Genomic DNA, 25,058 nt, shown 5'->3' on the forward strand with positions numbered 1-25,058 from the left:
CTCGAGCCGTTAACAAGGAGGCATGTGGGAGACCAGATCCAGTCCCGCAGGCCTTTTTTTATATGAATGAACCCACATTGTCTGGAATGTGGAGATTGGGCGGATCCTCGCCCGAAAACAGCAGGAATCAACATGAGCGAAAGCTTCGCAGAACTTTTTGAAGAAAGCCTTAAATCCCTCGACATGCAGCCGGGTGCCATCATCACCGGCATCGTGGTCGACATCGACGGTGACTGGGTCACCGTGCATGCTGGCCTCAAGTCCGAGGGCGTCATCCCGGTCGAGCAGTTCTACAACGAGCAGGGCGAGCTGACCATCAAGGTGGGTGACGAGGTCCACGTTGCTCTGGACGCGGTTGAAGATGGCTTTGGCGAAACCAAGCTGTCCCGTGAAAAGGCCAAGCGCGCGGAATCCTGGATTGTTCTGGAAGCGGCTTTCGCTGCAGAAGAAGTGGTCAAGGGCGTCATCAACGGCAAGGTCAAAGGTGGCTTCACCGTCGACGTCAACGGCATCCGCGCGTTCCTGCCGGGTTCGCTTGTCGATGTCCGCCCTGTGCGCGACACCACTCACCTGGAAGGCAAAGAGCTCGAGTTCAAGGTCATCAAGCTCGATCAGAAGCGCAACAACGTTGTCGTTTCCCGTCGCAGCGTGCTGGAAGCCGAGAACAGCGCCGAGCGCGAAGCTCTGCTGGAATCCCTGCAGGAAGGCCAGCAGGTCAAGGGTATCGTCAAGAACCTCACCGACTACGGTGCGTTCGTTGACCTGGGCGGCGTCGATGGTCTGCTGCACATCACCGACATGGCCTGGAAGCGCATCAAGCATCCGTCCGAGATTGTCAACGTTGGCGACGAGATCGATGTCAAGGTGCTGAAGTTCGACCGCGAGCGCAACCGCGTATCGCTGGGCCTGAAGCAACTGGGCGAAGACCCATGGGTTGCCATCAAGGCTCGTTACCCGGAAGGCACCCGCGTTCAGGCTCGCGTCACCAACCTCACCGACTACGGCTGCTTCGCCGAGCTGGAAGAAGGTGTCGAAGGTCTGGTGCACGTATCCGAAATGGACTGGACCAACAAGAACATCCACCCGTCGAAGGTCGTTCAGGTCGGCGACGAAGTGGAAGTCATGGTTCTGGACATCGACGAAGAGCGTCGTCGTATCTCCCTGGGCATCAAGCAGTGCAAATCCAACCCGTGGGAAGATTTCTCCAGCCAGTTCAACAAGGGCGACCGTATCTCCGGCACCATCAAGTCGATCACCGATTTCGGTATCTTCATCGGTCTGGATGGCGGCATCGACGGTCTGGTTCACCTGTCCGACATCTCTTGGAACGAGCCGGGTGAAGAAGCCGTTCGCCGCTTCAAGAAGGGCGACGAGCTGGACACCGTCATCCTGTCGGTCGATCCGGAGCGTGAGCGTATCTCCCTGGGCATCAAGCAGCTGGAAGACGATCCGTTCTCCAACTACGCCGCCGTCAATGACAAGGGCAGCATCGTTCGCGGTACCGTGAAAGAAGTTGACGCCAAGGGCGCTATCATCGATCTGGGCAACGATATCGAAGCGACCCTGAAGGCGTCCGAAATCAGCCGTGACCGTGTTGAAGATGCGCGCAACGTGCTGAAGGAAGGCGACGAAGTCGAAGCCAAGATCATCAGCATCGACCGCAAGTCCCGCGTGATCAGCCTGTCCATCAAGTCCAAAGACGTCGAAGACGAGAAGGACGCGATGAAAGAGCTGCGCACCAAGCAGGAAGTTGAAAGCACCGGCCCGACCACCATTGGTGATCTGATCCGTGCTCAGATGGAAAACCAGAACTAAGTTCGGGTTCTTCATGAAAAAGGGCGACTTCGGTCGCCCTTTTTTGTGCCCGTGGTCCTGGCGTAGTGAAGCCTCCGGCACTGCGAGGGCTGTCAGCCCCTGGCCTTTTCCACAGCGAGCGCCTGGTTGACCGCGAGCCAGCCGTCCACCGCTTGTTCCCCTGCATCATCGAAGGCGCGTTGCAGCAGTCTGACCTGTTCCCGGCGCAGCGCCTGCTCGAGCTTCGCTCCCTCGGCGGTGAAGCGCAGCATGCGTTTGCGCTTGTCGTCCTCCGCCGTGAGGCTTTCCACCAGATGCATTTCGATCAGTTGGCGCAATGGTGTGTTCAGCGCCTGCTTGGTAACGCCCAGGTAGCTCAGCAGTTCCTTGACGCTCAGGTCGGGATAGCTGGCGATAAAGAACAGGATGCGGTGGTGCACGCGGGACAGGCCGCGACGGGCCAGCATCTCGTCAGGCTTTGCCGTGAAAGCCTGATAGCCGAGAAAGAAGCTTTCCATTATCTGGCGCTGCACGGCGCTTTTTTTTAGGTCAGGCATATTGACGTATTTATTATGAGAGGCGTAATTTCGGTCAAGAAGTTTGACTTATTTTGCAACGCCTCGCACCTGGTATGGAAATGGCCTTCTCCGAACGCATTACTCGCCTGAAAAGCTCCCTGATTCGTGAAATTCTCGCTGCAGCCCAGCGTCCTGAAGTGATGTCCTTCGCTGGTGGGTTGCCGGCTGAGGCGATGTTGCCTGCAGTGGATTGGACCGAACTACCTGCAAGCATGGGGCAGTACGGGATGAGCGAAGGCGAGCCTGCACTTCGCGAAGCGATCGCCGCCCAGGCCCGGGCCTTGGGCGTGCCTTGCGAGGCCAGCCAGGTGCTGATCGTCAGCGGGTCGCAGCAGACGCTGGATCTCGCCTCGAAGCTGTTCATAGACGCGGGCACCGAGGTTCTGGTCGAGGCGCCGACCTACCTTGCCGCGCTGCAGTCGTTCCAGCTGTTCGGCGCTCAGTGCCTGGCCGTTCCACAAGAGGCTGATGGACCGGACCTCGCGGCACTGCGTGCCACCCTGGAGCAGCGCGCGCCAGCTTTCGCTTACCTGATTCCGACTTTCCAGAATCCTTCGGCGGTGCGTTACAGCGAAGCCAAACGTGAGGCGGTTGCCGGTTTGCTGGACGAGTTCGGTGTGACCTTGCTGGAGGACGAGCCGTACCGTGAGCTGGTGTTCGATCAGGGTAGCGCCAGGCCCATCGTGTCGCGCCTCAAGCGGGCCAGCTGGATATACACCGGCACGGTTTCCAAGACACTGCTGCCCGGCCTGCGGGTTGGTTACCTGATCGCATCTGCGGACCTGTTTCCTTATCTGCTGCGCCTGAAGCAGTCAGCCGACCTGCATAGCAATCGGGTCGGGCAGTGGCAGGCCCTGCAATGGCTGGGCAGCGATCGTTACCTGGCGCATCTCGAACAGTTGCGCGAGTTCTACCGAGTCCGTCGCGATGCCATGCAGGCGGCACTGGACGAGCACTTCCGTGATCTGGCGACCTGGGAGCTGCCGCAGGGCGGTCTGTTCTTCTGGTTGATCCTCAAGAAGCCGCTGGACACGCGGACGCTGCTCAATCAGGCGCTGGCCGAAGACGTCGTGTTCATGCCCGGCGAGCCCTTCTTCGTCGACCCGGATGTGAATCCCGGTTACCTGCGGCTGAACTTCAGTCATGTCGCGGCCGAGCGCATGGGCGAGGGGCTGCGCAGGTTGGCGCAGGTCATTCGCGACGCCGGTGCGCTGGAAGCTGCGTGAGGAGTCATTGCTGACCCGCGCCGCGGGTCGATCGGGAGGGGAGACCATGTTGAAAGTCTATGGCGATTACCGGTCAGGTAATTGCTACAAGATCAAGCTGATGCTGCATCTGCTGAGCCAGCCGTACGAGTGGGTTCCGATTAACATCCTTCGCGGCGAGACGCGCTCGGAGGATTTCCTCAAGAAGAATCCGAACGGCAAGATCCCAGTGCTGGAGCTTGAGGATGGCTCCTGTCTATGGGAATCCAACGCTATCCTGAATTACCTGGCCGAGGGGAGCGAGTTCCTGCCGACCGATCCGCGCCTGCGCACCCAGGTGCTGCAGTGGCAGTTCTTCGAGCAGTACAGCCACGAGCCGTTCATCGCCGTGGCGCGGTACATCAAGGTCTATCTGGGTATGCCGGAGGAGCGACGCGAGGAATACGAGGCCAAGCAACTCGACGGCTATCACGCACTCAACGTGATGGAGCAGCAGCTGCTGCGCACGCCTTACCTGGTGGGAGACCACTATTCGATCGCCGACGTTGCGCTCTACGCGTACACCCATGTCGCAGAAGAAGGCGGCTTTGATCTGGGCGGATATCCTGCGATTCGCCAGTGGCTGCAGCGCGTTGCGAGCCATCCACGGCATGTCGGCATGTACGATTGACTGAAGACAGAGCAGGGCCGTGAAGGCCCTGTCTCTTTACTGCGTTACTTCACCAGCCCGAGAAACTCGCTGCGAGTAGCGGCATTGTCGCGGAACTGGCCCAGCATCACCGAGGTGACCATGGACGAGTTCTGCTTCTCGACGCCGCGCATCATCATGCACATGTGCTGGGCCTCGATGACCACGGCAACGCCGGAGGCTCCGGTGACCTGCTGCATCGCTTCGGCGATTTCGCGGGTCAGATTTTCCTGAATCTGCAGCCTGCGAGCGTACATCTCGACAATCCGCGCGACCTTCGACAGGCCGAGCACTTTGCCATTGGGCAGATACGCGACATGCGCCTTGCCGATGAACGGCAGCATGTGATGTTCGCAAAGTGAATACAACTCGATGTTCTTGACCAGCACCATCTCGCTGTTATCGGAGCTGAACAGTGCGCCGTTGGTCACTTCCTCCAGCGTCTGCTGGTAGCCCTTGCACAGGTACTGCATGGCTTTGGCGGCGCGCTTGGGCGTGTCGAGCAGGCCTTCGCGGTTAACGTCCTCGCCAAGCTGGCCAAGGATCGCGGTGTAGTGTTGTTCCAGGGACATTGAGCTACCTGTCGGGTACATAGCGAAGGCGAAGGGTAGGGTGCGCCCGCCCCGCTGGCAAGTGTGCCGCGTAGTCGGGTGACTGATCTGCACGCTTTATTCGTCGCGGCCTTCGAGCATGGTGCGCTTGAGCATCACGTAAAGTGCTCCAGTCCCACCGTGGCGCGGCAGGCAGGACGTGAAGCCCAGCACTTGTGGGTGCTGCCGAAGCCAGGTGTTGACGTGACTCTTGAGCAGGGGACGTTTGCCGTCGAGTCTGGCCGCCTTGCCATGCGTCACGCGCACGCAACGAACCTCGAGCTTCGTGGCTTCGGCTATGAAATCCCAGAGCTGTTCGCGGGCTTTCTCCACGCTCATGCCATGCAGGTCCAGGCTGCCTTCGAACGGGATCTGGCCCGCCTTCAGTTTGCGCAACTGGTTGTCCTGAACGCCATCTCGAGCCCAGTACAGCTTATCCTCTGCGCCAACGTCTATGACGAACTGGTCGGAAAGGCCGTCGACTCGATTCGTTTCATTGTTGGCCGTGGCATTGCTGCGACGAGTCGCAATTTGCTCGCGATTGCTGCGCGCTTTACCTGTTTCGGCACGGTCGTGCTTGATCGGCCTGACTCCGCGGATCGCCGATTGGAAAAGAGAGAAGTCGTCGTCTTGCATGGAGCCTCCGAACCGAGCGATGCAAGTCAGCGCTTCAGCGCGTCGACATTCGGAACGCAAACGGCGAAATTGTCCGCAAGGATCGTCATTTCGATGCGGTGGACCTGGTCGGCATCGATGCTGCCATCGCCCATCGGTAGATCACGCGTGGCGCAGGCACTGTCAACCAAGGTGCAGCGATAGCCATAGTCCTTTGCCGCCCGTACCGTGGTACTCACGCTTGAGTGAGTCATGAATCCACACACGATCAGATCGAGCCGGCCGAGCTTCTGCAGCAGTTCGTGCAGCTCGGTGCCGGAGAACGCATTGGGCAGTCGTTTGGCCACGATGGACTCGCCGGGCTGGGGCGCGGCTTCCGGCATGATCTGCCCACGAAAGCCCTGCGGATCGAACAGGCCGCCGCTAATGCCCAGGTGATGTACATGGACGATCGGTGCGCCGGCCTCCCTTGCGGCCGCCAGCAGACGAGTAATCTCCGGCAATGCCCGGTTCAGGGCTGGCAGGGCGAGCACGCCGCTGCGGTACTCCTCCTGTACGTCGATGACCAGCACGGTGGCGTTTGTCAGCGCCGCCGGATTATAGCTGCGGCCACTGAGCTGGAGCATGGTCTGTGGCTTGGTCATTGTCGACTCCTTGTACTGTGAGGGGGGTGATTGTGGCGCCAGAATCGCCGGTTGTGAACCGCCTGCGCCGTGTTTCGCTGGCCTCGCGCCGAACGAGACGATACATGCGCGTCGATTGCCGAGGCGCGGTACATCTTCACGTGGGGAGGCAGAGTAATGCGCACCGGCATCGCGCGCGCATGAAACGAATCGCGCATTTACAAATGTGCAGGTTTGGGTATCGCCACTCCGCAGGCGGTCGCACACGTGGTTGGCATTTCCGGTTGCCTGTTAAACTCGCGTCCTTTTACAGGAGATTCGCTCTTGACCGCTTCGCTTTCCCGCTTGCGCACCCTGCGCGACTACATCCGCTGGGCTGTCAGTCGATTCCAGGCGGAGCAACTGTTCTTCGGTCACGGCACTGACAACGCCTGGGACGACGCGCGCCAGCTTGTCCTGGGAGCGCTTCACCTGCCATGGGAAATGTCTGACAGCTATCTGGATTGCCGCCTTGAGGAAGACGAGTGCCTGTACTTGCACGCGTTGCTGCAGCGCCGGATCGATGAGCGCGTGCCGACTGCCTATCTGTTGCAACAGGCCTGGTTTTGTGGACTGCCGTTCTTCGTGGATGAGCGCGTGCTGATTCCACGATCCCCCATTGGCGAACTCATCGAGCATCGCTTTGAGCCATGGTTGCCCAAGACGCCTGCGCGGATACTCGACCTGTGTACAGGATCGGGGTGCATCGGCATCGCCTGCGCCTATGAATTTCTCGAGGCAGAGGTGGTTCTGGCCGATCTGTCATTTGATGCGCTGGAAGTGGCGAACCGCAACATTGAGCAGCATGGCCTCGAAGATAGGGTTTATACCGTTCAGAGCGACGGGTTCGACGGTCTGCCCAAGCAGCGCTTCGATCTGATTGTCTCGAATCCTCCCTATGTCGATGCCGAAGACTTCGCCGACATGCCAGCTGAGTTCCAGCATGAACCTGCGCTCGGCTTGGCTTGTGGGGAGGATGGTTTGGATTTAGTGCGCCGTATGCTCGCTGAGGCCGCCGACCACCTGACCGATGACGGCGTGCTTATCGTGGAGGTCGGCAACAGCCAGGTTCATGTCCAGGCGCTGTATCCCGAAGTGGATTTCACCTGGCTGGAATTCGCTCGTGGCGGGCATGGCGTGTTTCTGCTGGCAGCCCAGCAATGCCGCGAGCATCAGGCGCTGTTTCGAGCACGATTGAATCGCAGCTGATTGTCCGTAGGAGCGGAGCCCGCAGAGCAGTACGTCCGATAAGACGGTGAAAACACGTCTCGCGCTGAGCATTTGCTTGTGTCAGTGGTCTGCTCAGTATGGCGTCTGATTCTGGCGCGGTCTGCGTTTATCATGCGCGCCCGCCAGCTCAACGCAGTGCGCAATCCGCGCTCACCGGACACCTGCATTCAAGCGAGCGGATCATGCCTGGCATCACCGTCGAGCCCATCACATTCGCTTTGTTCGGCGCCCTGGGAGATCTGGCGCTACGCAAGTTGTTTCCGGCGCTGTATCAGCTGGATCGTGCCGGTCTGTTGCACGCCGATACGCAAATAGTGGCGCTATCGCGCGAGAGCGCCGACCCGTCGGCGCACAAATCGCGTATAGAGCAGGCGCTGCGGGCGCGCATTCCAGCCAATGAAGTCGATGAGCGAGCATTCGAACGCTTCGGGCAGCGCTTGCGCTACCTGGGTATGGACTTTCGCCAGGGCGAGGGCTACAGGGTGCTAGCTGAGAGCGTACCGGCCGGCCAGCCGCTCATTGCCTATTTCGCAACGCCGGCTGCCGTTTATGGCGATATCTGCCGCTTCCTTGCCTCGGCCGGACTTGCCGAGCAGACGCGGGTCGTGTTGGAAAAGCCCATCGGGCATGACCTCGAGTCCTCCCGCACCGTCAACGACGCGGTGGCCGAGCACTTTCCCGAAAGCCGGATCTATCGAATCGACCATTATCTTGGCAAGGAGACCGTACAGAACCTGATCGCATTGCGATTTGCCAACAGTCTGTTCGAAACGCAGTGGGACCAACACCATATTTCCCATGTGGAGATCACTGTCGCCGAAACTGTTGGCATTGAGGGCCGCTGGGGATACTTCGATCAGGCCGGTCAGCTGCGCGACATGGTGCAGAATCATCTGCTGCAGTTGCTATGTCTGATTGCCATGGACCCGCCGAGCAATCTCACCGCTGACAGTATCCGTGACGAGAAAGTGAAGGTGCTCAAGGCGCTCGCGCCCATCACCGCCGAAGCGATTCATCAGCGAGTGGTGCGCGGACAGTACGCAGCCGGTAACGTTGGCGGCGAGCGGGTGCCGGGTTATCTGGACGAGGAGAATTCCAATGCCCAGAGCAGCACGGAAACCTTCGTCGCGTTGCGAGCAGACATCTGCAACTGGCGATGGTCTGGCGTGCCGTTCTACCTACGTACCGGCAAGCGAATGGCGCAGAAACTTTCGCAGATCGTCATCCACTTCAAGGAGCCGCCTTTCTATATCTTTGCGCCCGAACAGCGCTCGTTGATCAGCAATCGCCTGATCATTCGCCTGCAGCCAGACGAGGGTATATCTCTGCAGGTGATGACCAAGGAGCAGGGGCTCGACAAGGGAATGCACTTGCGCAGTGGCCCGCTGCAGTTGAATTTCTCTGAAACTTATAAGAGCGCGCGCATTCCCGACGCCTATGAGCGCTTGTTGCTCGAAGTCATGCAGGGCAACCAGAATCTGTTTGTGCGCAGGGACGAAATCGAATATGCCTGGCAATGGTGCGATCAGCTCATCGAAGGCTGGAGTCGGCTCGGTGCAGAGCTCAAGCTCTATCCAGCCGGCTCCTGGGGGCCGGTCGCTTCGATAGCGCTCATTACACGTGATGGGAGGGCGTGGTATGGCGATCTCTGAGCTCGATTTACCCACCGGAGTGGTCGCTCATAGCTCGGCCGACGCGCAGCGGCAGGCCGAGCTGATGGCCGACAGCGTTGCCAAGGCGCTGCGCTATGCGGTACAGACACACGGCGTCGCAAGTCTGGTGGTATCCGGTGGGCGGAGCCCGGTTGCGTTCTTCGAGTCCCTGTCCCGGCGAGAGCTAGACTGGGCGAAGATCCAGATCAGCCTGGCCGACGAGCGCTGGGTCTCGCCAACCGATCCGGCGAGCAACGAAGGCTTGCTGCGGCGCCACCTTTTGCAGAATGCCGCGAGTGCCGCCCGGTTGATCGGGCTCTACCAGCCAGCCGACTCGCTCGAGCAGGCTGCGGGCTTCGCCAATGCGGCGCTCGACCAATTGCATCAGCCGATCGATGTGCTCGTGCTCGGCATGGGCGACGACGGGCACACCGCTTCGCTGTTCCCTGGCAGCGCCAATTTGGCGCATGCCTTGCGGGAGGATTGTCCCGAGCGCTGTGTGGCTACGCAGGCACCGGTCGCCCCCGAGGCCCGCCTGACGATGACCTATCCTCTACTGGCCTGCGCCAAGATGCAGTGTCTGGCCATTCAAGGCAGCGAAAAGCTTGAAACCCTACGTGTAGCGCTGAGTGCCGACCCGTTGCAGATGCCCATCCGGGCATTCCTGCACGCTCCGCTCGAAATCTACTGGTGCCCGTGAGGCCCGAGGACTCCTGCATGACCATGGACCAGAAGAATGCCCTGATCGAACGGATCTGCGTCGCGGCGCGGATTCTGCCGGTCATCACCATTGACAGCGAAGAGCAGATCCTGCCGCTCGCCGATGCCTTGTCGGCGGGTGGCCTGCGTACTCTGGAGATTACCTTGCGCTCGCGTCATGGTCTGACCGCTATTCAGCGGTTGCGCCAGGAACGACCGGACCTCTGCATCGGCGCCGGAACCGTCCTGGACCGGCGCATGATGGACGAAGTGGAGGCGGCCGGCGCCCAGTTCATCGTCACGCCGGGCTCTACCCGCGACATCCTCGAAGCCGGGGTGAGCTGCTCGGTACCCTTGCTACCGGGCACGAGCAGTGCGTCCGACGTCATGGAAGGGTACGCGCTGGGTTATCGCCGCTTCAAACTGTTCCCGGCCGAGGTGTGTGGCGGCATCGCCGCGCTCAAGGCCCTCGGCGGACCGTTCGGGGACGTTCGGTTCTGCCCGACTGGCGGGGTGAGCGCTGCCAATGCCGCTCAGTACCTGGCGCTGACGAACGTCATGTGCGTCGGCGGCACCTGGATGATCGACAGCGCAACGCTGGAGCGCGGGGACTGGGCGGGCATCCAGCAGCGTACCGCGCAGGCGCTAGCCGCTCTGACCTAGTGCTAATTGGCGCCTCCGTCCAGCCGCCGCGAGGTGCGCAGCCGGCGCGATCCGCGTATGATTCGCGCCCTTTCAATCGGATTGCCACACCGGGAGGTGCCCAGATGACCGAGCACGAAGAAACCACGATCCACGCCACGCACGGCGAGAAGTTGCAGAAAGTCCTTGCCCGTCTGGGCATCGCGTCGCGTCGCGACGTCGAAAAGTGGATCGTCGAGGGCCGCGTCAAGGTCAATGGCGCGGTTGCCACACTCGGCCAGCGTGTCGATTCCCACGACGCCATCGCGGTCGATGGCCGTCTGCTCAAGCGGGACGAAGCAAGCCAGGTGGTGCGGCGTGTGTTGATCTACAACAAGCCCGACGGCGAGATTTGCACCCGCAACGACCCCGAAGGCCGCCCTACGGTGTTCGATCGCCTGCCACGTCCCAAAGAGGGTCGTTGGATCAATATCGGCCGGCTCGACATCAACACGACGGGGCTGCTGCTGTTCACTACTGACGGTGAGCTTGCCAATCGTCTGATGCACCCCTCGTACGAAATGGACCGCGAGTATGCAGTGCGTGTGCGTGGCGAGGTCGACGACGAGATGATCGAACGCTTGAAAACCGGTGTGATGCTGGAGGATGGCCCGGCGCGCTTCACCGATATCCAGGAAGCGCCTGGTGGCGAGGGCTTCAACCATTGGTATCACTGCGTGGTCATGGAAGGCCGCAACCGTGAGGTTCGTCGGCTTTGGGAGTCTCAGGGGCTGGTCGTCAGTCGGCTGAAGCGTGTTCGTTTCGGGCCAGTTTTCATGACGTCAGACCTGCCCATGGGGCGCTGGCGCGAGATGTCGCAAGCCGAGGTGGACATTCTCAGCGAGGAGGTCGGCCTCAAGCCGGTCGCGCTGCCGAGCATGAAGGCCAAGGCCAAGGAGAAAATCGACCGTATGCAGCGCAAGGTAGCCAAGCCAATGGGGCGGGGCGAGCGGCGGCCACGCGTCCTTCGTCCGGCCCATGAGGCCGACGCGCCTGTAGCGGAAAAAACGCGGGTGGCTCGAGACGACAAGAGCGAGCGCAAGCCGCGGAGCAGCGACAAGCCTCGTGGAACGCCGGTCGCCGAGCGTCCGGGGGATAACCGCAAGGGTGGCAAGCGCCGCGAAGGAAGCGGGCCCTCATCTGGCCCGGCGAGGAAGCCGGCCGGAGAGGGTCAGCGGCCCGGGTTCGGCCGCGAGCGTAGCAAGCGTCCCTGATCGGCCCGCCTGCAGCGCAGCGGATGACCGGCTGCGCTGCACGGCTTCACTGCGCGTCCAGCGCCTGGCCGTTGATACCGGCGCTATCCGGGCCCATCAGGTACAGATAGACCGGCATAATTTCTTCGGGCAACGGATTGACCAGTGGGTTCTCGCCTGGATAAGCCTTGGCGCGCATATCGGTACGGGTAGCGCCCGGATTGACGCTGTTGGCACGCACCGGTGCGGTGTTATCCAGTTCGTCGGCCAAGACCTGCATCAGTCCTTCCGTGGCGAACTTCGATACGGCGTAGGCACCCCAATAGGCGCGTCCTTTACGTCCGACGCTGCTGGAGGTGAAGATCACTGAGGCGTCCTTGGAGAGCTTGAGCAGCGGCAGCAGGGTACTGGTCAGCATGAACATCGCGTTCACATTGACCTGCATGACTCGCATGAAGTTGTCGCCGGACAACTGCTCGATCGGCGTGCGAGGGCCAACGATCGCAGCGTTGTGCAGCAGCCCGTCGAGGTGTCCGAACTCCCCTTCGATCATGGCTGCCAGCTCGTCGTACTGATGCGGCAGGGCTGTCTCCAGATTGAAGGGGATGACAGCGGGGCGCGGATGGCCGGCTGCTTCGATTTCGTCGTACACCCGATTCAGATTGTCTTCATTCTTGCCCAACAGCAGCACGGTTGCTCCGTGGGCCGCGTAGGCCTTGGCAGCAGCTTCGCCGATGCCACGGCCAGCGCCGGTGACCAGAATGATGCGCCCTGCGAGGAGGTCGGGGCGGGCGGAGTACTCGAACATCGTTTGCCTCGTAGATCGAAATTGATGGGTGCTCGGCAGCCGTTGCCGAGCGATAACTCTATGTTGGTGGCGCTATCGCTGCTTCAGCAGCTGCACAGGGCGCTGTCCAGGACCTGGCGCAGATCCAGCGGGTGATCCACCACTACGTCCGCGCCCCAGTTGCTCGGGTTGTCTTGTGGATGGATATAGCCATAGCGCACCGCGGCGGTCCTGCTGCCGGCCGCGCGGCCCGATTCGATATCGCGCAGGTCATCGCCGACGAACAGCACCGTAGACGGGTCAAGGTCGAGCTGCTTGCACGCGAGGAGCATCGGCTCGGGGTCGGGCTTGCTGTTGGCGACGTGGTCAGGACAGATCAGCACGGCGGAACGGGACGCGAGGCCCAGCTGCTGCATGATCGGTTCGGCGAAACGCAGCGGCTTGTTGGTTACCACACCCCAGCGCAGGTTGGACCGCTCGATTTCGTCCAGTAGTTCCGCCATGCCGTCGTAGAGGCGGCTATGCACGGCGCAATGCTCCTGGTAGCGCGCAAGAAACTCCAGGCGCAATCCTTCGAACTCGTCCGACATGGGGTCCACATCGAAGGCGCCGAGCACCATGGCTCTGGCACCACCGGACACCACGTCACGAATCTGGTGATCCGGCACGGGCTCGAGACCGCGTGCAATCCGCATGGCCTGGGCCACGGCGATGAAATCGGGAGCGGTATCGAGCAGGGTACCGTCCATGTCGAACAGAACAGCGCGCAGGCGCATCAGGACTCCTTGACGGTCTGGACCATGTAGTTTACGTCGACGTCCGCTGACAGCTTGTAGTGCTTGGTCAGCGGGTTGTAGGTAAGGCCGATGATGTCCTTCACGGCCAAGCCGGCATCACGGCTCCAGGCGCCGAGCTCGGAAGGGCGGATGAATTTCTTGAAATCATGTGTGCCGCGCGGAAGCAGCTGCAGCACATACTCCGCGCCGATGATGGCGAACGCGTAGGCTTTCGGGTTGCGGTTGATGGTGGAGAAGAACACCTGGCCGCCCGGTTTGACCAGTGTGGCGCAGGCCCGGATGACTGAGGCCGGGTCCGGTACGTGTTCGAGCATCTCGAGACAGGTGACCACGTCGAATTGCTCCGGCGCCTCTGCGGCCATGGCTTCGGCGGTGATCTGCCGATAATCGATCTCGAGTCCGGACTCAAGAAGATGCAAACGGGCAACGGACAGAGGGGCTTCGCCCATGTCGATACCCGTGACTTCGGCCCCACGGTGCGCCATGGCCTCGCTGAGGATGCCGCCTCCGCATCCGATGTCGATGACCTTTTTACCTGCCAGCGAGATATGTTCGTCGATCCAATTCACGCGAAGCGGATTGATCTCGTGCAATGGTTTGAACTCGCTTTCACGATCCCACCAGCGATGGGCAAGGGCTTCGAATTTGGCGATTTCAGCGTGGTCGACATTGCTCATGGTCCGGTCCGTTAGAAGGCTTGTGGAAAAGTTCGAACTGCAAATGCGCATGTTGCCAGCTTCGGCTGGAAAGGTGGTGCAATTGCCGCCTGGATTCTTATGTCAGGTTGTCGCGTAGGTTGGCCTCTGGGGCCGTCCGAGGGCTTTAGCCATTGTTCGTACTTGCGATGCGTTCTCCCCAGCGACACGCCTCGGTGATTATCCGTTGTTCATCCATTCGGAGCAGTTGTCCTTTCTCGAGCAGCTGCTTGCCTCCGACCCATACGTGTTGGACCGTGTCTCTGCCGGTGGAATAGATAAGCTGGGATACTGGATCATATATCGGTTGCTGGCTCAGACCGGAAAGATCAAATGCAACGAGGTCTGCGAACTTACCGATCTCCAAAGAGCCGGTCTGGTCGTCTATACCCAGGGCTCGGGCGCCATTGAGGGTAGCCATGCGTAGCGCGCGATGGGCATCCAGAGCTGTCGCGGAGCCCGCGACAGCCTTCGCCAGCAAGGCCGCGGTGCGGGTTTCCCCGAGAAGGTCCAGGTCATTGTTGCTCGCAGCGCCATCGGTCCCCACTGCTACGTTGATTCCCGCCTCCCATAACCGCTCGATCGGGCAGAAACCGCTAGCGAGCTTGAGGTTGGATTCCGGGCAGTGGATGACACTGCAGTTGTGCTCGGTGAGCAGTGCAATATCGGACTCATCAACCTGAGTCATGTGCACGGCCTGAAAGCGAGGGCCGAGCAGCTGCAGCCTCGCGAGACGCGCCAGCGGGCGCTCGCCATGCTTGCGCAACGCTTCCTGAACTTCTTGCGCCGTTTCATGAATGTGCATGTGGATACCGGCGTCCATTTCCGCTACCAGGATCCGGATCGCCTCAAGCTTGTCGTCCGTAATCGAATAAGGGGCATGTGGCCCGAAGGCGATCGAAATGCGCGGGTGATGCTTGAGATCGTCGAATAGAGCTACACCGGTGCGCAGTGCTTGGTCTGCATCGCGTGCGCCCGGAACAGGGAAATCCAGTACGGGAATGGTTATCTGCGCGCGTACCCCATGCCGGTGTACAAGCTCGCTGATGACCTTGGGGTAAAAGTACATATCCGAAAAGCACGTGACCCCGCTTTTCAGCTGCTCGGCGATCGCAAGTTCGGTGCCGCATCGCACGAAGTCTTCATCGACCCAGCGTGACTCAGCCGGCCAAATATGCTCCCGCAGCCAGCGCTGCAGCGATAGATCATCGGCCAGCCCTCGAAACAAGGTCATGGCAGCGTGACCATGTGCATTGATGAGGCCGGGGGCGAGCAGCATACCTTGGAGATGTCGGATCTCATTCGCCCCGTATTTGAGTGCTTCGGCTTGGGGAGCGATAAGTACTATGCGCCCATCTCGAATGCCGAGCCCGTGCTCCCTAAGCACGACCCCTGCAGGTTCTACCGGAACGAGCCACGTTGGTAATAGAAGCAGGTCGAACGGGGTGTCACTTGGATGGGGCATGGGAGGCCGTAGCTAGGGATGGATAAGATCGATAGTGTAATGGCAGGCCGGACTGGTTTGAAGAAAGCCACACGTATGAAGGATGGCTTGCTCGTCGGGCCATAGAATGTATGGCCGGTACTCCCTTGACGAACGAGAACCAAAATAAACGGTTGACGCCCGTTTTCAGGTGCCTATAATGCGCACCACTTCCGGCGCAGTCCTCAAGCAAAACCTCTTGTAAATCAAAAGGTTAGCTAAATAAAAGGGTTGCGCTGGTGGCGGATTCGAGTAGAATACGCCGCGCTGACAGGGTGGTGGTTGAGTCCTGTTGGTGGCTTCGGTCGGATTGATCGAAGGCGGTTGAAAGAGGTGGTTGACAGCGGTTCTGATCGCTGTATGATTCGCCTCCCGCTGACGAGAGATGCAGATTGATCGAGGCGGCAAGCGGTTGAGTAGAAAAGAAATTTTCGAAAAACAGCTTGACAGCAAGAAAGGCTGCTGTAGAATGCGCGGCCTCGGTTGAGACGAAAGGCTTGATCGAAACGCTCTTTAACAACTGAATCAAGCAATTCGTGTGGGTGCTTGTGAATGTAAGACTGGTAGTCGCAAGATTATCAGCATCACAAAGCAACACTCGTTAATTCGAGAGTTACTCTTTCTAGTAAGAGATTTGCGATTGCTGAGCCAAGTTTAGGGTTTTCTCAAAACCCAAGCAGTATTGAACTGAAGAGTTTGATCATGGCTCAGATTGAACGCTGGCGGCAGGCCTAACACATGCAAGTCGAGCGGATGAGTGGAGCTTGCTCCATGATTCAGCGGCGGACGGGTGAGTAATGCCTAGGAATCTGCCTGGTAGTGGGGGACAACGTTTCGAAAGGAACGCTAATACCGCATACGTCCTACGGGAGAAAGTGGGGGATCTTCGGACCTCACGCTATCAGATGAGCCTAGGTCGGATTAGCTAGTTGGTGAGGTAAAGGCTCACCAAGGCGACGATCCGTAACTGGTCTGAGAGGATGATCAGTCACACTGGAACTGAGACACGGTCCAGACTCCTACGGGAGGCAGCAGTGGGGAATATTGGACAATGGGCGAAAGCCTGATCCAGCCATGCCGCGTGTGTGAAGAAGGTCTTCGGATTGTAAAGCACTTTAAGTTGGGAGGAAGGGCAGTAAGCTAATACCTTGCTGTTTTGACGTTACCGACAGAATAAGCACCGGCTAACTTCGTGCCAGCAGCCGCGGTAATACGAAGGGTGCAAGCGTTAATCGGAATTACTGGGCGTAAAGCGCGCGTAGGTGGTTCGTTAAGTTGGATGTGAAAGCCCCGGGCTCAACCTGGGAACTGCATCCAAAACTGGCGAGCTAGAGTATGGCAGAGGGTGGTGGAATTTCCTGTGTAGCGGTGAAATGCGTAGATATAGGAAGGAACACCAGTGGCGAAGGCGACCACCTGGGCTAATACTGACACTGAGGTGCGAAAGCGTGGGGAGCAAACAGGATTAGATACCCTGGTAGTCCACGCCGTAAACGATGTCGACTAGCCGTTGGGATCCTTGAGATCTTAGTGGCGCAGCTAACGCATTAAGTCGACCGCCTGGGGAGTACGGCCGCAAGGTTAAAACTCAAATGAATTGACGGGGGCCCGCACAAGCGGTGGAGCATGTGGTTTAATTCGAAGCAACGCGAAGAACCTTACCAGGCCTTGACATGCAGAGAACTTTCCAGAGATGGATTGGTGCCTTCGGGAACTCTGACACAGGTGCTGCATGGCTGTCGTCAGCTCGTGTCGTGAGATGTTGGGTTAAGTCCCGTAACGAGCGCAACCCTTGTCCTTAGTTACCAGCACGTTAAGGTGGGCACTCTAAGGAGACTGCCGGTGACAAACCGGAGGAAGGTGGGGATGACGTCAAGTCATCATGGCCCTTACGGCCTGGGCTACACACGTGCTACAATGGTCGGTACAAAGGGTTGCCAAGCCGCGAGGTGGAGCTAATCCCATAAAACCGATCGTAGTCCGGATCGCAGTCTGCAACTCGACTGCGTGAAGTCGGAATCGCTAGTAATCGTGAATCAGAATGTCACGGTGAATACGTTCCCGGGCCTTGTACACACCGCCCGTCACACCATGGGAGTGGGTTGCTCCAGAAGTAGCTAGTCTAACCTTCGGGGGGACGGTTACCACGGAGTGATTCATGACTGGGGTGAAGTCGTAACAAGGTAGCCGTAGGGGAACCTGCGGCTGGATCACCTCCTTAATCGAAGACACCGGCTTCGTCATAAGCTCCCACACGAATTGCTTGATTCACTTGCGAAAGGCGATTGGGTTTAGACCCGAGAGTAACGATTGGGTCTGTAGCTCAGTTGGTTAGAGCGCACCCCTGATAAGGGTGAGGTCGGCAGTTCGAATCTGCCCAGACCCACCAATCGAAGGGGCCATAGCTCAGCTGGGAGAGCGCCTGCTTTGCACGCAGGAGGTCAGCGGTTCGATCCCGCTTGGCTCCACCATTAACTCTAGTCGCCGAAAGCTCAGAAATGAGTGTTTTACCAGGATGATGATTGATCGCCTGGGATGAACATTGATTTCTGGACTTTGCGCCAGAACTGTTCTTTAAAAATTTGGGTATGTGATAGAAGTAGACCGATGTGTTGCTTTCACTGGCAGCATGTCGCGTCAAGGTAAAATTTGCGTGTTCTCTATGCAAATTTTCGGCGAATGTCGTCTTCACGTTATAGACAGTAACCAGATTGCTTGGGGTTATATGGTCAAGTGAAGAAGCGCATACGGTGGATGCCTTGGCAGTCAGAGGCGATGAAAGACGTGGTAGCCTGCGAAAAGCTTCGGGGAGTCGGCAAACAGACTTTGATCCGGAGATCTCTGAATGGGGGAACCCAGCCATCATAAGATGGTTATCACACACTGAATACATAGGTGTGTGAGGCGAACCAGGGGAACTGAAACATCTAAGTACCCTGAGGAAAAGAAATCAACCGAGATTCCCTTAGTAGTGGCGAGCGAACGGGGACTAGCCCTTAAGCTTCTTTGATTTTAGCGGAACGCTCTGGAAAGTGCGGCCATAGTGGGTGATAGCCCTGTACGCGAAAGGATCTTAGAAGTGAAATCGAGTAGGACGGAGCACGAGAAACTTTGTCTGAACATGGGGGGACCATCCTCCAAGGCTAAATACTACTGACTGACCGATAGTGAACCAGTACCGTGAGGGAAAGGCGAAAAGAACCCCGGAGAGGGGAGTGAAATAGAACCTGAAACCGTATGCGTACAAGCAGTGGGAGCCTACTTTGTTAGGTGACTGCGTACCTTTTGTATAATGGGTCAGCGACTTATTTTCAGTGGCGAGCTTAACCGAATAGGGGAGGCGTAGCGAAAGCGAGTCTTAATAGGGCGTCTAGTCGCTGGGAATAGACCCGAAACCGGGCGATCTATCCATGGGCAGGTTGAAGGTTAGGTAACACTGACTGGAGGACCGAACCGACTACCGTTGAAAAGTTAGCGGATGACCTGTGGATCGGAGTGAAAGGCTAATCAAGCTCGGAGATAGCTGGTTCTCCTCGAAAGCTATTTAGGTAGCGCCTCGTGTATCACTGCTGGGGGTAGAGCACTGTTTCGGCTAGGGGGTCATCCCGACTTACCAAACCGATGCAAACTCCGAATACCAGCAAGTGTCAGCACGGGAGACACACGGCGGGTGCTAACGTCCGTCGTGAAAAGGGAAACAACCCAGACCGTCAGCTAAGGTCCCAAAATCCTGGTTAAGTGGGAAACGATGTGGGAAGGCTTAGACAGCTAGGAGGTTGGCTTAGAAGCAGCCATCCTTTAAAGAAAGCGTAATAGCTCACTAGTCGAGTCGGCCTGCGCGGAAGATGTAACGGGGCTCAAACCAGGTACCGAAGCTACGGGTTCATCGCAAGATGAGCGGTAGAGGAGCGTTCTGTAAGCCTGTGAAGGTGAGTTGAGAAGCTCGCTGGAGGTATCAGAAGTGCGAATGCTGACATGAGTAACGACAATGCGAGTGAAAAACTCGCACGCCGAAAGACCAAGGGTTCCTGCGCAACGTTAATCGACGCAGGGTGAGTCGGTCCCTAAGGCGAGGCTGAAGAGCGTAGTCGATGGGAAACGGGTTAATATTCCCGTACTTCTAGTTACTGCGATGGGGGGACGGAGAAGGCTAGGCCAGCAAGGCGTTGGTTGTCCTTGTTTAAGGTGGTAGGCAGAGATCTTAGGTAAATCCGGGATCTTAATGCCGAGAACTGATGACGAGCTTTCTTTTAGAAAGCGAAGTGGTTGATGCCATGCTTCCAGGAAAAGCCTCTAAGCTTCAGGTAACTAGGAACCGTACCCCAAACCGACACAGGTGGTTGGGTAGAGAATACCAAGGCGCTTGAGAGAACTCGGGTGAAGGAACTAGGCAAAATGGCACCGTAACTTCGGGAGAAGGTGCGCCGGTGAGGGTGAATGACTTGCTCAGTAAGCTCATGCCGGTCGAAGATACCAGGCCGCTGCGACTGTTTATTAAAAACACAGCACTCTGCAAACACGAAAGTGGACGTATAGGGTGTGACGCCTGCCCGGTGCCGGAAGGTTAATTGATGGGGTTAGCGCAAGCGAAGCTCTTGATCGAAGCCCCGGTAAACGGCGGCCGTAACTATAACGGTCCTAAGGTAGCGAAATTCCTTGTCGGGTAAGTTCCGACCTGCACGAATGGCGTAACGATGGCGGCGCTGTCTCCACCCGAGACTCAGTGAAATTGAAATCGCTGTGAAGATGCAGTGTATCCGCGGCTAGACGGAAAGACCCCGTGAACCTTTACTATAGCTTTGCACTGGACTTTGAGCTTGCTTGTGTAGGATAGGTGGGAGGCTTTGAAGCGTGGACGCCAGTTCGCGTGGAGCCATCCTTGAAATACCACCCTGGCAACCTTGAGGTTCTAACTCTGGTCCGTTATCCGGATCGAGGACAGTGTATGGTGGGTAGTTTGACTGGGGCGGTCTCCTCCTAAAGAGTAACGGAGGAGTACGAAGGTGCGCTCAGACCGGTCGGAAATCGGTCGCAGAGTATAAAGGCAAAAGCGCGCTTGACTGCGAGACAGACACGTCGAGCAGGTACGAAAGTAGGTCTTAGTGATCCGGTGGTTCTGTATGGAAGGGCCATCGCTCAACGGATAAAAGGTACTCCGGGGATAACAGGCTGATACCGCCCAAGAGTTCATATCGACGGCGGTGTTTGGCACCTCGATGTCGGCTCATCACATCCTGGGGCTGAAGCCGGTCCCAAGGGTATGGCTGTTCGCCATTTAAAGTGGTACGCGAGCTGGGTTTAGAACGTCGTGAGACAGTTCGGTCCCTATCTGCCGTGGACGTTTGAGATTTGAGAGGGGCTGCTCCTAGTACGAGAGGACCGGAGTGGACGAACCTCTGGTGTTCCGGTTGTCACGCCAGTGGCATTGCCGGGTAGCTATGTTCGGAAGAGATAACCGCTGAAAGCATCTAAGCGGGAAACTTGCCTCAAGATGAGATCTCACTGGAGCCTTGAGCTCCCTGAAGGGCCGTCGAAGACTACGACGTTGATAGGTTGGGTGTGTAAGCGCTGTGAGGCGTTGAGCTAACCAATACTAATTGCCCGTGAGGCTTGACCATATAACACCCAAACAATTTGGCTGTTAGACGGTAAGTCGACAATACAGACCGAAAATCTGCACGAACACGCAATACCGATTCGATCACATACCCAATTCGCTGCAGCGGCTCAACCCCGAGGCAGCAACCGAATTGCTTGACGACTATAGAGCGTTGGAACCACCTGATCCCATCCCGAACTCAGAAGTGAAACGACGCATCGCCGATGGTAGTGTGGGGTCTCCCCATGTGAGAGTAGGTCATCGTCAAGCGCCTATCCCAAACCCCCGACCCGCATATGCGGGCCGGGGGTTTGCTTTTGCGCCCGGGAAATGGGCGGAATCAGAGCGTTCTAGCTAACCGTAGCAAACGCCTTGGTGATGGAAGCACTGCCAAGCATCGATAACGGCGCATGAATCACGCGGGCAAAGCGCGTAAAATTGCGCGCTTCGTCGCGATTCACGAAATTGCACGCTTCGCCATGATCAGATTGCGAGTGCATGACCTGGACTGCTTCGGTCAATGCCTAGTTCATAGCAGGGCGGATAGGGCCTTATAGCTGTTATCGCAGCAGCTGGCAGGAACGTGCCAGCGGACTGACCGAGACCTCACTGCTCAAACCTCGACTCCAAGCCGCCCGCCGTTTGCTTTAATCGCTGTTGCCCGAACCCAGCATGGTCTCCGGACGTACCCAATCGTCGAACTCTTCACTAGTCAAATAGCCAAGCTCCAGCGCAGCCTCTCTCAAAGTGGCGCCTTCGGCATAAGCCTTCTTCGCGATCTCGGCCGCTCGGTCATAGCCGATATGCGGATTCAGCGCAGTGACCAGCATGAGACCGCGCTCAAGATGTTCTGCCATGCGTGCCGGGTCGGGTTCGAGGCCGGTGATGCAGTGGGTATTGAAGTTGCGACAGCCGTCGGACAGAAGCCGAATCGACTGGAGCAGGTTGTGGATGATCACCGGCTTGAACACGTTGAGCTGCAGATGACCCTGGCTCGCTGCGAAGCTGATGGTCATGTCGTTGCCCATCACCTGGCAGGCGAGCATTGAGAGCGCTTCGCACTGGGTCGGGTTGACCTTGCCTGGCATGATCGAGCTGCCAGGCTCGTTGGCCGGCAATCGCACTTCGGCGAAGCCTCCGCGAGGTCCTGAGCCGAGCAGACGAAGATCATTGGCCAGTTTCATCAAGGCGACCGCCAGCGTCTTCAGCGCGCCGGACAGCGCGACCAGTGGCTCGTGGCCGGCCAAGGCGGCGAACTTGTTCGGTGCCGAGACGAACGGCAGCCCGGAAAGGGCGGCCAGCTCGGCTGCGATCGCTTCGGCGAAGCCATGTGGCGAGTTCAAACCGGTACCTACTGCGGTGCCGCCTTGCGCCAGTTCATAAACAGCCGGAAGGCACTGGCGAATCGTCCGCTCGGCGATGTCGAGCTGAGCGACGAATGCCGACATTTCCTGGCCGAAGGTGATCGGCGTGGCGTCCATCATATGGGTGCGCCCGGTCTTGATCAGCTTGTTGTGCCGCGCGGCCAGTTCGGCCAGCCCGCCGGACAGCTCGGCCAAAGCCGGAAGCAGCTCACCGTGGACCGCCTTGGCAGCGGCGATGTGCATCGCTGTGGGGAAGCAGTCGTTGGAGCTTTGCGCGCGATTGACGTGGTCGTTGGGATGCACGGGAGACTTGCCGCCACGCTTGCCACCGGCCAGCTCGTTGGCGCGACCGGCGATGACCTCGTTGACGTTCATGTTGCTCTGCGTGCCGCTACCGGTCTGCCAGACCACCAGCGGAAACTGGTCGTCGTGCTGGGCATGCAGGATCTCGTCGGCGGCCTGTTCAATCAGTCGCGCGACGTCGGGCGGCAGGTCGCCGATGCGGTTGTTGACCCTGGCTGCCGCCTTCTTGATCAGCGCCAGCGCATGCAGCACCTCGATCGGCATGCGCTCGGCACCGATTGCGAAATTGCTCAGCGAACGTTGCGTCTGGGCACCCCAGTAAGCCTGCTCCGGTACTTCGACCTGCCCCAGGCTGTCGGTTTCTATACGCGTCATGCCATGCTCCTGCTCGATATTGCTGGTTTAGGCCGCCTTGCGGTGCCGGCGGTTCCATAGCCCGCCGGTCGTCGCTTGAGGCATTGGAACTCTCGGCGCAGAATGTGTCCATTGAGGGCTATCTATTGCCTTCCCAAGGGATTTCCAATGCCAACCTTACGTACCCAGGCGTTGCGCTGTGCAATGTTGTTTTTCTGCATCAGTTCTTCGGCATTGGCCGACACCGCCAGCCACGCCAGCAGCGCGGAACGTTTCCTCAAGCTGGCGAACGCCGATCGGCTTGCAGTGCCTGTCTATGCACAAGTACAGCAGATGTTCGCGCAGCGTTTCGCCGAGGCTCAGGCGCCCGAGAGCAAGAAGGCGATGCTCGAGCGCTATCAGGCCCAGGCCAACACTGCGCTAGACAAGGCCATAGGCTGGGACAAGCTGAAGCCCGATCTGGTGTCCCTGTATACCAGTCAGTTTTCCGAAACCGAGTTGAATCAGCTGATCGATTTCTATCAGTCGCCACTGGGCAAGAAGATGCTCGCCAAGTTGCCGGAGCTCAACGCACGGTCTGCCCAGCTAACCCAGGCCAAACTCGAAAGTGCGGTGCCGGAAGTGAACAAGCTGTTGGCCGACATGACGGCCGAACTCGAAAAACAGAAGCCTTGAGAGAGCAGGCAATGCGCAAACTCGATCTGATCCAAAACGCCCTGCAGGTTCTGCAGCCCGAGCACCTGGAAGTGCTCGATGAAAGCCACACTCACAGCCGCGGCCTGGAGACGCACTACAAGGCGGTCATCGTCAGCGAGCAGTTCGCGGGTCTGAACTCGGTCAAGCGGCACCAGAAAGCCTACGCCGCCATGGGCCCGCTGATGCAGCAGATCCATGCACTCGCCCTGCACACCTACACGCCGGAAGAATGGGCCCAGCAGCGTGTGGCTCCGGCATCACCGGTTTGCGCCGGTGGGCATAAATAGAGGCGACAACGGACGGGAAACATCCCGGATGTTCTTTGCTAGAATCGCGCTCGCGCCGGCCCACGCCGGCGCTTTCGTTTGTATCCGGTCCACCCTTTACGCGGGTGACCACTGGTGGAAGTACCCATGACACGAAAAATCGTTGTGGCAGCGCTGTACAAGTTCGTATCGCTGCCGGACTACGTCGCCTTGCGTGACCCTCTTTTCACGACGCTTACCGAAAACGGCATCAAGGGCACCCTGCTGCTGGCGGAGGAGGGCATCAACGGCACGGTATCCGGCACCCGCGAGGCGATCGATGCGCTGCTCGACTGGTTTCGCCGAGACCCTCGCCTGGCTGACATCGACCACAAGGAATCCTACTGCGACGAACAGCCGTTCTATCGCACCAAGGTGAAGCTGAAGAAGGAGATCGTCACGCTGGGCGTACCCGGTGTCGATCCCAATCAGCGGGTCGGTACCTACGTCGAGCCGCGAGATTGGAACGCGCTGATCGACGATCCCGAGGTTCTGCTGATCGACACCCGCAACGACTACGAAGTGGCGATCGGTACCTTCGAGGGCGCGATCGATCCGCAGACCAAGTCGTTCCGCGAATTCCCCGATTACATCAAGGCGCATTACGACCCGGCGAAGCACAAGAAGGTCGCGATGTTCTGCACCGGTGGCATTCGCTGTGAAAAGGCCTCGAGCTACATGCTCGGCGAAGGCTTCGAAGAGGTCTATCACCTCAAGGGCGGTATTCTCAAATACCTGGAAGAGGTACCCGAAACCCAGTCGCGCTGGAAGGGCGACTGCTTCGTGTTCGACAACCGGGTCACCGTTCGCCACGACCTCAGTGCCGGTGAGTTCGACTTGTGCCATGCCTGCCGCGCCCCGCTGTCCGTGGAAGACCGGCAATCGGAGCACTACGCTGCGGGTATCAGCTGTCCGCATTGCTGGAGCACGCTGAGCGAAAAGACGCGCGCCGGTGCCCGCGAGCGGCAGAAACAGATCGAGCTGGCGCGTCAGCGCAACCAGCCGCATCCCATCGGCCGCGACCCCAGAGAACTGGATCGCTGAAGCCAACTGGCCGTGCGTCGGCCCACCAGGTAGTTGTGGAGTCT

Annotated in this window: 21 protein-coding genes, 2 tRNA genes and 3 rRNA genes; 16 read left to right on the forward strand and 10 right to left on the reverse strand. The window is 58.7% G+C overall.

Translation table 11 applies throughout. The features are described 5' to 3' along the window. The first annotated feature begins 132 nt into the window (after positions 1-132). A complete protein-coding gene (rpsA, locus tag ACX1DW_RS04570; protein ID WP_063541056.1) occupies positions 133-1,815 on the forward strand; it encodes a 30S ribosomal protein S1 in 1,683 nt (560 codons plus the stop codon). A 92-nt stretch (positions 1,816-1,907) separates the two neighbouring features. Here the strand turns inward: rpsA and ACX1DW_RS04575 are convergent, their stop codons facing one another. Then, the gene (locus tag ACX1DW_RS04575; protein WP_063541057.1) at positions 1,908-2,351 is read right to left on the reverse strand and encodes a MarR family winged helix-turn-helix transcriptional regulator; all 444 of its coding nucleotides are present in this window, start codon (positions 2,349-2,351) and stop codon (positions 1,908-1,910) included. Between the two features lie 80 nt (positions 2,352-2,431). Here ACX1DW_RS04575 and ACX1DW_RS04580 point away from each other — a divergent pair, with 80 nt between their 5' ends. Both ACX1DW_RS04580 and ACX1DW_RS04585 read left to right on the forward strand, forming a co-directional pair. Beyond that, on the forward strand, positions 2,432-3,598 hold the full coding sequence (locus tag ACX1DW_RS04580; RefSeq protein ID WP_458992873.1) for an aminotransferase-like domain-containing protein: 1,167 nt from the start codon (positions 2,432-2,434) through the stop codon (positions 3,596-3,598). A gap of 46 nt (positions 3,599-3,644) precedes the next feature. Continuing rightward, positions 3,645-4,247, forward strand: a complete 603-nt coding sequence (locus ACX1DW_RS04585; RefSeq protein ID WP_063541058.1) for a glutathione S-transferase family protein — start codon at positions 3,645-3,647, stop codon at positions 4,245-4,247. Between the two features lie 44 nt (positions 4,248-4,291). Here the strand turns inward: ACX1DW_RS04585 and folE are convergent, their stop codons facing one another. The 3 genes from folE to ACX1DW_RS04600 form a co-directional block, all read right to left on the reverse strand. Continuing rightward, complete coding sequence (gene folE / locus ACX1DW_RS04590; protein ID WP_063541059.1) at positions 4,292-4,837, reverse strand: GTP cyclohydrolase I FolE; 546 nt, start codon at positions 4,835-4,837, stop codon at positions 4,292-4,294. Between the two features lie 96 nt (positions 4,838-4,933). Beyond that, positions 4,934-5,491 carry a Smr/MutS family protein gene (locus ACX1DW_RS04595; RefSeq protein WP_458992874.1) on the reverse strand — a complete coding sequence of 186 codons (558 nt, stop codon included), beginning with the start codon at positions 5,489-5,491 and terminating at the stop codon, positions 4,934-4,936. Between the two features lie 26 nt (positions 5,492-5,517). Further along, positions 5,518-6,114 (reverse strand): cysteine hydrolase family protein, encoded by a 597-nt coding sequence (locus ACX1DW_RS04600; RefSeq protein ID WP_063541061.1) that lies wholly within the window; start codon positions 6,112-6,114, stop codon positions 5,518-5,520. Positions 6,115-6,417: 303 nt separating this feature from the next. Between ACX1DW_RS04600 and prmB the strand changes: the two genes are divergently transcribed. From prmB to rluB, 5 genes are all read left to right on the forward strand, one after another. After that, on the forward strand, positions 6,418-7,341 hold the full coding sequence (gene prmB / locus ACX1DW_RS04605; protein WP_063541062.1) for a 50S ribosomal protein L3 N(5)-glutamine methyltransferase: 924 nt from the start codon (positions 6,418-6,420) through the stop codon (positions 7,339-7,341). Between the two features lie 203 nt (positions 7,342-7,544). After that, a complete protein-coding gene (gene zwf / locus ACX1DW_RS04610; protein ID WP_102840372.1) occupies positions 7,545-9,014 on the forward strand; it encodes a glucose-6-phosphate dehydrogenase in 1,470 nt (489 codons plus the stop codon). Further along, complete coding sequence (gene pgl, locus ACX1DW_RS04615) at positions 9,001-9,714, forward strand: 6-phosphogluconolactonase (protein WP_458992875.1); 714 nt, start codon at positions 9,001-9,003, stop codon at positions 9,712-9,714. The genes zwf and pgl overlap by 14 nt, the downstream gene beginning before the upstream one ends. Positions 9,715-9,731: 17 nt before the next feature. Further along, positions 9,732-10,376 (forward strand): bifunctional 4-hydroxy-2-oxoglutarate aldolase/2-dehydro-3-deoxy-phosphogluconate aldolase, encoded by a 645-nt coding sequence (locus ACX1DW_RS04620; RefSeq protein WP_458992876.1) that lies wholly within the window; start codon positions 9,732-9,734, stop codon positions 10,374-10,376. Between the two features lie 104 nt (positions 10,377-10,480). Then, the gene (rluB, locus tag ACX1DW_RS04625) at positions 10,481-11,608 is read left to right on the forward strand and encodes a 23S rRNA pseudouridine(2605) synthase RluB (protein WP_102840375.1); all 1,128 of its coding nucleotides are present in this window, start codon (positions 10,481-10,483) and stop codon (positions 11,606-11,608) included. A gap of 46 nt (positions 11,609-11,654) precedes the next feature. On the opposite strand, the gene ACX1DW_RS04630 is transcribed toward rluB, so the two are convergent. The 5 genes from ACX1DW_RS04630 to ACX1DW_RS04650 form a co-directional block, all read right to left on the reverse strand. Next, positions 11,655-12,395 carry a YciK family oxidoreductase gene (locus ACX1DW_RS04630; RefSeq protein WP_102840376.1) on the reverse strand — a complete coding sequence of 247 codons (741 nt, stop codon included), beginning with the start codon at positions 12,393-12,395 and terminating at the stop codon, positions 11,655-11,657. A gap of 83 nt (positions 12,396-12,478) precedes the next feature. Beyond that, positions 12,479-13,150, reverse strand: coding sequence for an N-acetylmuramic acid 6-phosphate phosphatase MupP (gene mupP / locus ACX1DW_RS04635; protein WP_102840377.1), 672 nt, complete (start codon positions 13,148-13,150; stop codon positions 12,479-12,481). Beyond that, entirely contained in the window at positions 13,150-13,848 is a 699-nt protein-coding gene (gene ubiG, locus ACX1DW_RS04640) for a bifunctional 2-polyprenyl-6-hydroxyphenol methylase/3-demethylubiquinol 3-O-methyltransferase UbiG (protein ID WP_102840378.1), read from the reverse strand. Before ubiG ends, mupP begins: the two co-directional genes overlap by 1 nt. Before the next feature lie 145 nt (positions 13,849-13,993). Continuing rightward, positions 13,994-15,331 carry a TRZ/ATZ family hydrolase gene (locus tag ACX1DW_RS04645; protein ID WP_102840379.1) on the reverse strand — a complete coding sequence of 446 codons (1,338 nt, stop codon included), beginning with the start codon at positions 15,329-15,331 and terminating at the stop codon, positions 13,994-13,996. 232 nt (positions 15,332-15,563) lie between these two features. Continuing rightward, positions 15,564-15,878 carry a hypothetical protein gene (locus ACX1DW_RS04650; protein ID WP_458992877.1) on the reverse strand — a complete coding sequence of 105 codons (315 nt, stop codon included), beginning with the start codon at positions 15,876-15,878 and terminating at the stop codon, positions 15,564-15,566. 155 nt (positions 15,879-16,033) lie between these two features. Between ACX1DW_RS04650 and ACX1DW_RS04655 the strand changes: the two genes are divergently transcribed. From ACX1DW_RS04655 to rrf, 5 genes are all read left to right on the forward strand, one after another. Further along, positions 16,034-17,570: ribosomal RNA gene (locus ACX1DW_RS04655) — 16S ribosomal RNA — on the forward strand. Between the two features lie 91 nt (positions 17,571-17,661). Then, positions 17,662-17,738 (forward strand) — tRNA-Ile (locus ACX1DW_RS04660). Positions 17,739-17,744: 6 nt separating this feature from the next. Next, positions 17,745-17,820 (forward strand) — tRNA-Ala (locus tag ACX1DW_RS04665). A gap of 256 nt (positions 17,821-18,076) precedes the next feature. Beyond that, positions 18,077-20,967 (forward strand): 23S ribosomal RNA (locus ACX1DW_RS04670). Between the two features lie 135 nt (positions 20,968-21,102). Beyond that, positions 21,103-21,218: ribosomal RNA gene (gene rrf, locus ACX1DW_RS04675) — 5S ribosomal RNA — on the forward strand. Together the 16S, 23S and 5S rRNA genes with 2 tRNA genes alongside form the textbook arrangement of a ribosomal RNA operon. A gap of 377 nt (positions 21,219-21,595) precedes the next feature. Here rrf and ACX1DW_RS04680 read toward each other — a convergent pair. Beyond that, positions 21,596-22,990, reverse strand: a complete 1,395-nt coding sequence (locus tag ACX1DW_RS04680) for a class II fumarate hydratase (protein ID WP_267937611.1) — start codon at positions 22,988-22,990, stop codon at positions 21,596-21,598. Between the two features lie 147 nt (positions 22,991-23,137). Between ACX1DW_RS04680 and ACX1DW_RS04685 the strand changes: the two genes are divergently transcribed. From ACX1DW_RS04685 to trhO, 3 genes are all read left to right on the forward strand, one after another. Continuing rightward, positions 23,138-23,644, forward strand: a complete 507-nt coding sequence (locus ACX1DW_RS04685; RefSeq protein WP_019406656.1) for a DUF2059 domain-containing protein — start codon at positions 23,138-23,140, stop codon at positions 23,642-23,644. Between the two features lie 11 nt (positions 23,645-23,655). Beyond that, positions 23,656-23,952, forward strand: coding sequence for a BolA family protein (locus tag ACX1DW_RS04690; protein WP_013982451.1), 297 nt, complete (start codon positions 23,656-23,658; stop codon positions 23,950-23,952). Between the two features lie 126 nt (positions 23,953-24,078). Then, positions 24,079-25,014, forward strand: a complete 936-nt coding sequence (gene trhO, locus ACX1DW_RS04695) for an oxygen-dependent tRNA uridine(34) hydroxylase TrhO (RefSeq protein ID WP_458992878.1) — start codon at positions 24,079-24,081, stop codon at positions 25,012-25,014. The last annotated feature ends 44 nt before the right edge of the window (positions 25,015-25,058 follow it).

The organism is Stutzerimonas sp. KH-1, assembly GCF_054483855.1.

Excerpts from the sequence above, each read along its gene's own strand:
- rpsA (WP_063541056.1), top strand. The coding sequence starts at position 133 with ATGAGCGAAAGCTTCGCAGAACTTTTTGAAGAAAGCCTTAAATCCCTC.
- ACX1DW_RS04575 (WP_063541057.1), bottom strand. The coding sequence starts at position 2,351 with ATGCCTGACCTAAAAAAAAGCGCCGTGCAGCGCCAGATAATGGAAAGC.
- ACX1DW_RS04580 (WP_458992873.1), top strand. The coding sequence starts at position 2,432 with ATGGCCTTCTCCGAACGCATTACTCGCCTGAAAAGCTCCCTGATTCGT.
- ACX1DW_RS04585 (WP_063541058.1), top strand. The coding sequence starts at position 3,645 with ATGTTGAAAGTCTATGGCGATTACCGGTCAGGTAATTGCTACAAGATC.
- folE (WP_063541059.1), bottom strand. The coding sequence starts at position 4,837 with ATGTCCCTGGAACAACACTACACCGCGATCCTTGGCCAGCTTGGCGAG.
- ACX1DW_RS04595 (WP_458992874.1), bottom strand. The coding sequence starts at position 5,491 with ATGCAAGACGACGACTTCTCTCTTTTCCAATCGGCGATCCGCGGAGTC.
- ACX1DW_RS04600 (WP_063541061.1), bottom strand. The coding sequence starts at position 6,114 with ATGACCAAGCCACAGACCATGCTCCAGCTCAGTGGCCGCAGCTATAAT.
- zwf (WP_102840372.1), top strand. The coding sequence starts at position 7,545 with ATGCCTGGCATCACCGTCGAGCCCATCACATTCGCTTTGTTCGGCGCC.
- pgl (WP_458992875.1), top strand. The coding sequence starts at position 9,001 with ATGGCGATCTCTGAGCTCGATTTACCCACCGGAGTGGTCGCTCATAGC.
- ACX1DW_RS04620 (WP_458992876.1), top strand. The coding sequence starts at position 9,732 with ATGACCATGGACCAGAAGAATGCCCTGATCGAACGGATCTGCGTCGCG.
- rluB (WP_102840375.1), top strand. The coding sequence starts at position 10,481 with ATGACCGAGCACGAAGAAACCACGATCCACGCCACGCACGGCGAGAAG.
- ACX1DW_RS04630 (WP_102840376.1), bottom strand. The coding sequence starts at position 12,395 with ATGTTCGAGTACTCCGCCCGCCCCGACCTCCTCGCAGGGCGCATCATT.
- mupP (WP_102840377.1), bottom strand. The coding sequence starts at position 13,150 with ATGCGCCTGCGCGCTGTTCTGTTCGACATGGACGGTACCCTGCTCGAT.
- ubiG (WP_102840378.1), bottom strand. The coding sequence starts at position 13,848 with ATGAGCAATGTCGACCACGCTGAAATCGCCAAATTCGAAGCCCTTGCC.
- ACX1DW_RS04645 (WP_102840379.1), bottom strand. The coding sequence starts at position 15,331 with ATGCCCCATCCAAGTGACACCCCGTTCGACCTGCTTCTATTACCAACG.
- ACX1DW_RS04680 (WP_267937611.1), bottom strand. The coding sequence starts at position 22,990 with ATGACGCGTATAGAAACCGACAGCCTGGGGCAGGTCGAAGTACCGGAG.
- ACX1DW_RS04685 (WP_019406656.1), top strand. The coding sequence starts at position 23,138 with ATGCCAACCTTACGTACCCAGGCGTTGCGCTGTGCAATGTTGTTTTTC.
- ACX1DW_RS04690 (WP_013982451.1), top strand. The coding sequence starts at position 23,656 with ATGCGCAAACTCGATCTGATCCAAAACGCCCTGCAGGTTCTGCAGCCC.
- trhO (WP_458992878.1), top strand. The coding sequence starts at position 24,079 with ATGACACGAAAAATCGTTGTGGCAGCGCTGTACAAGTTCGTATCGCTG.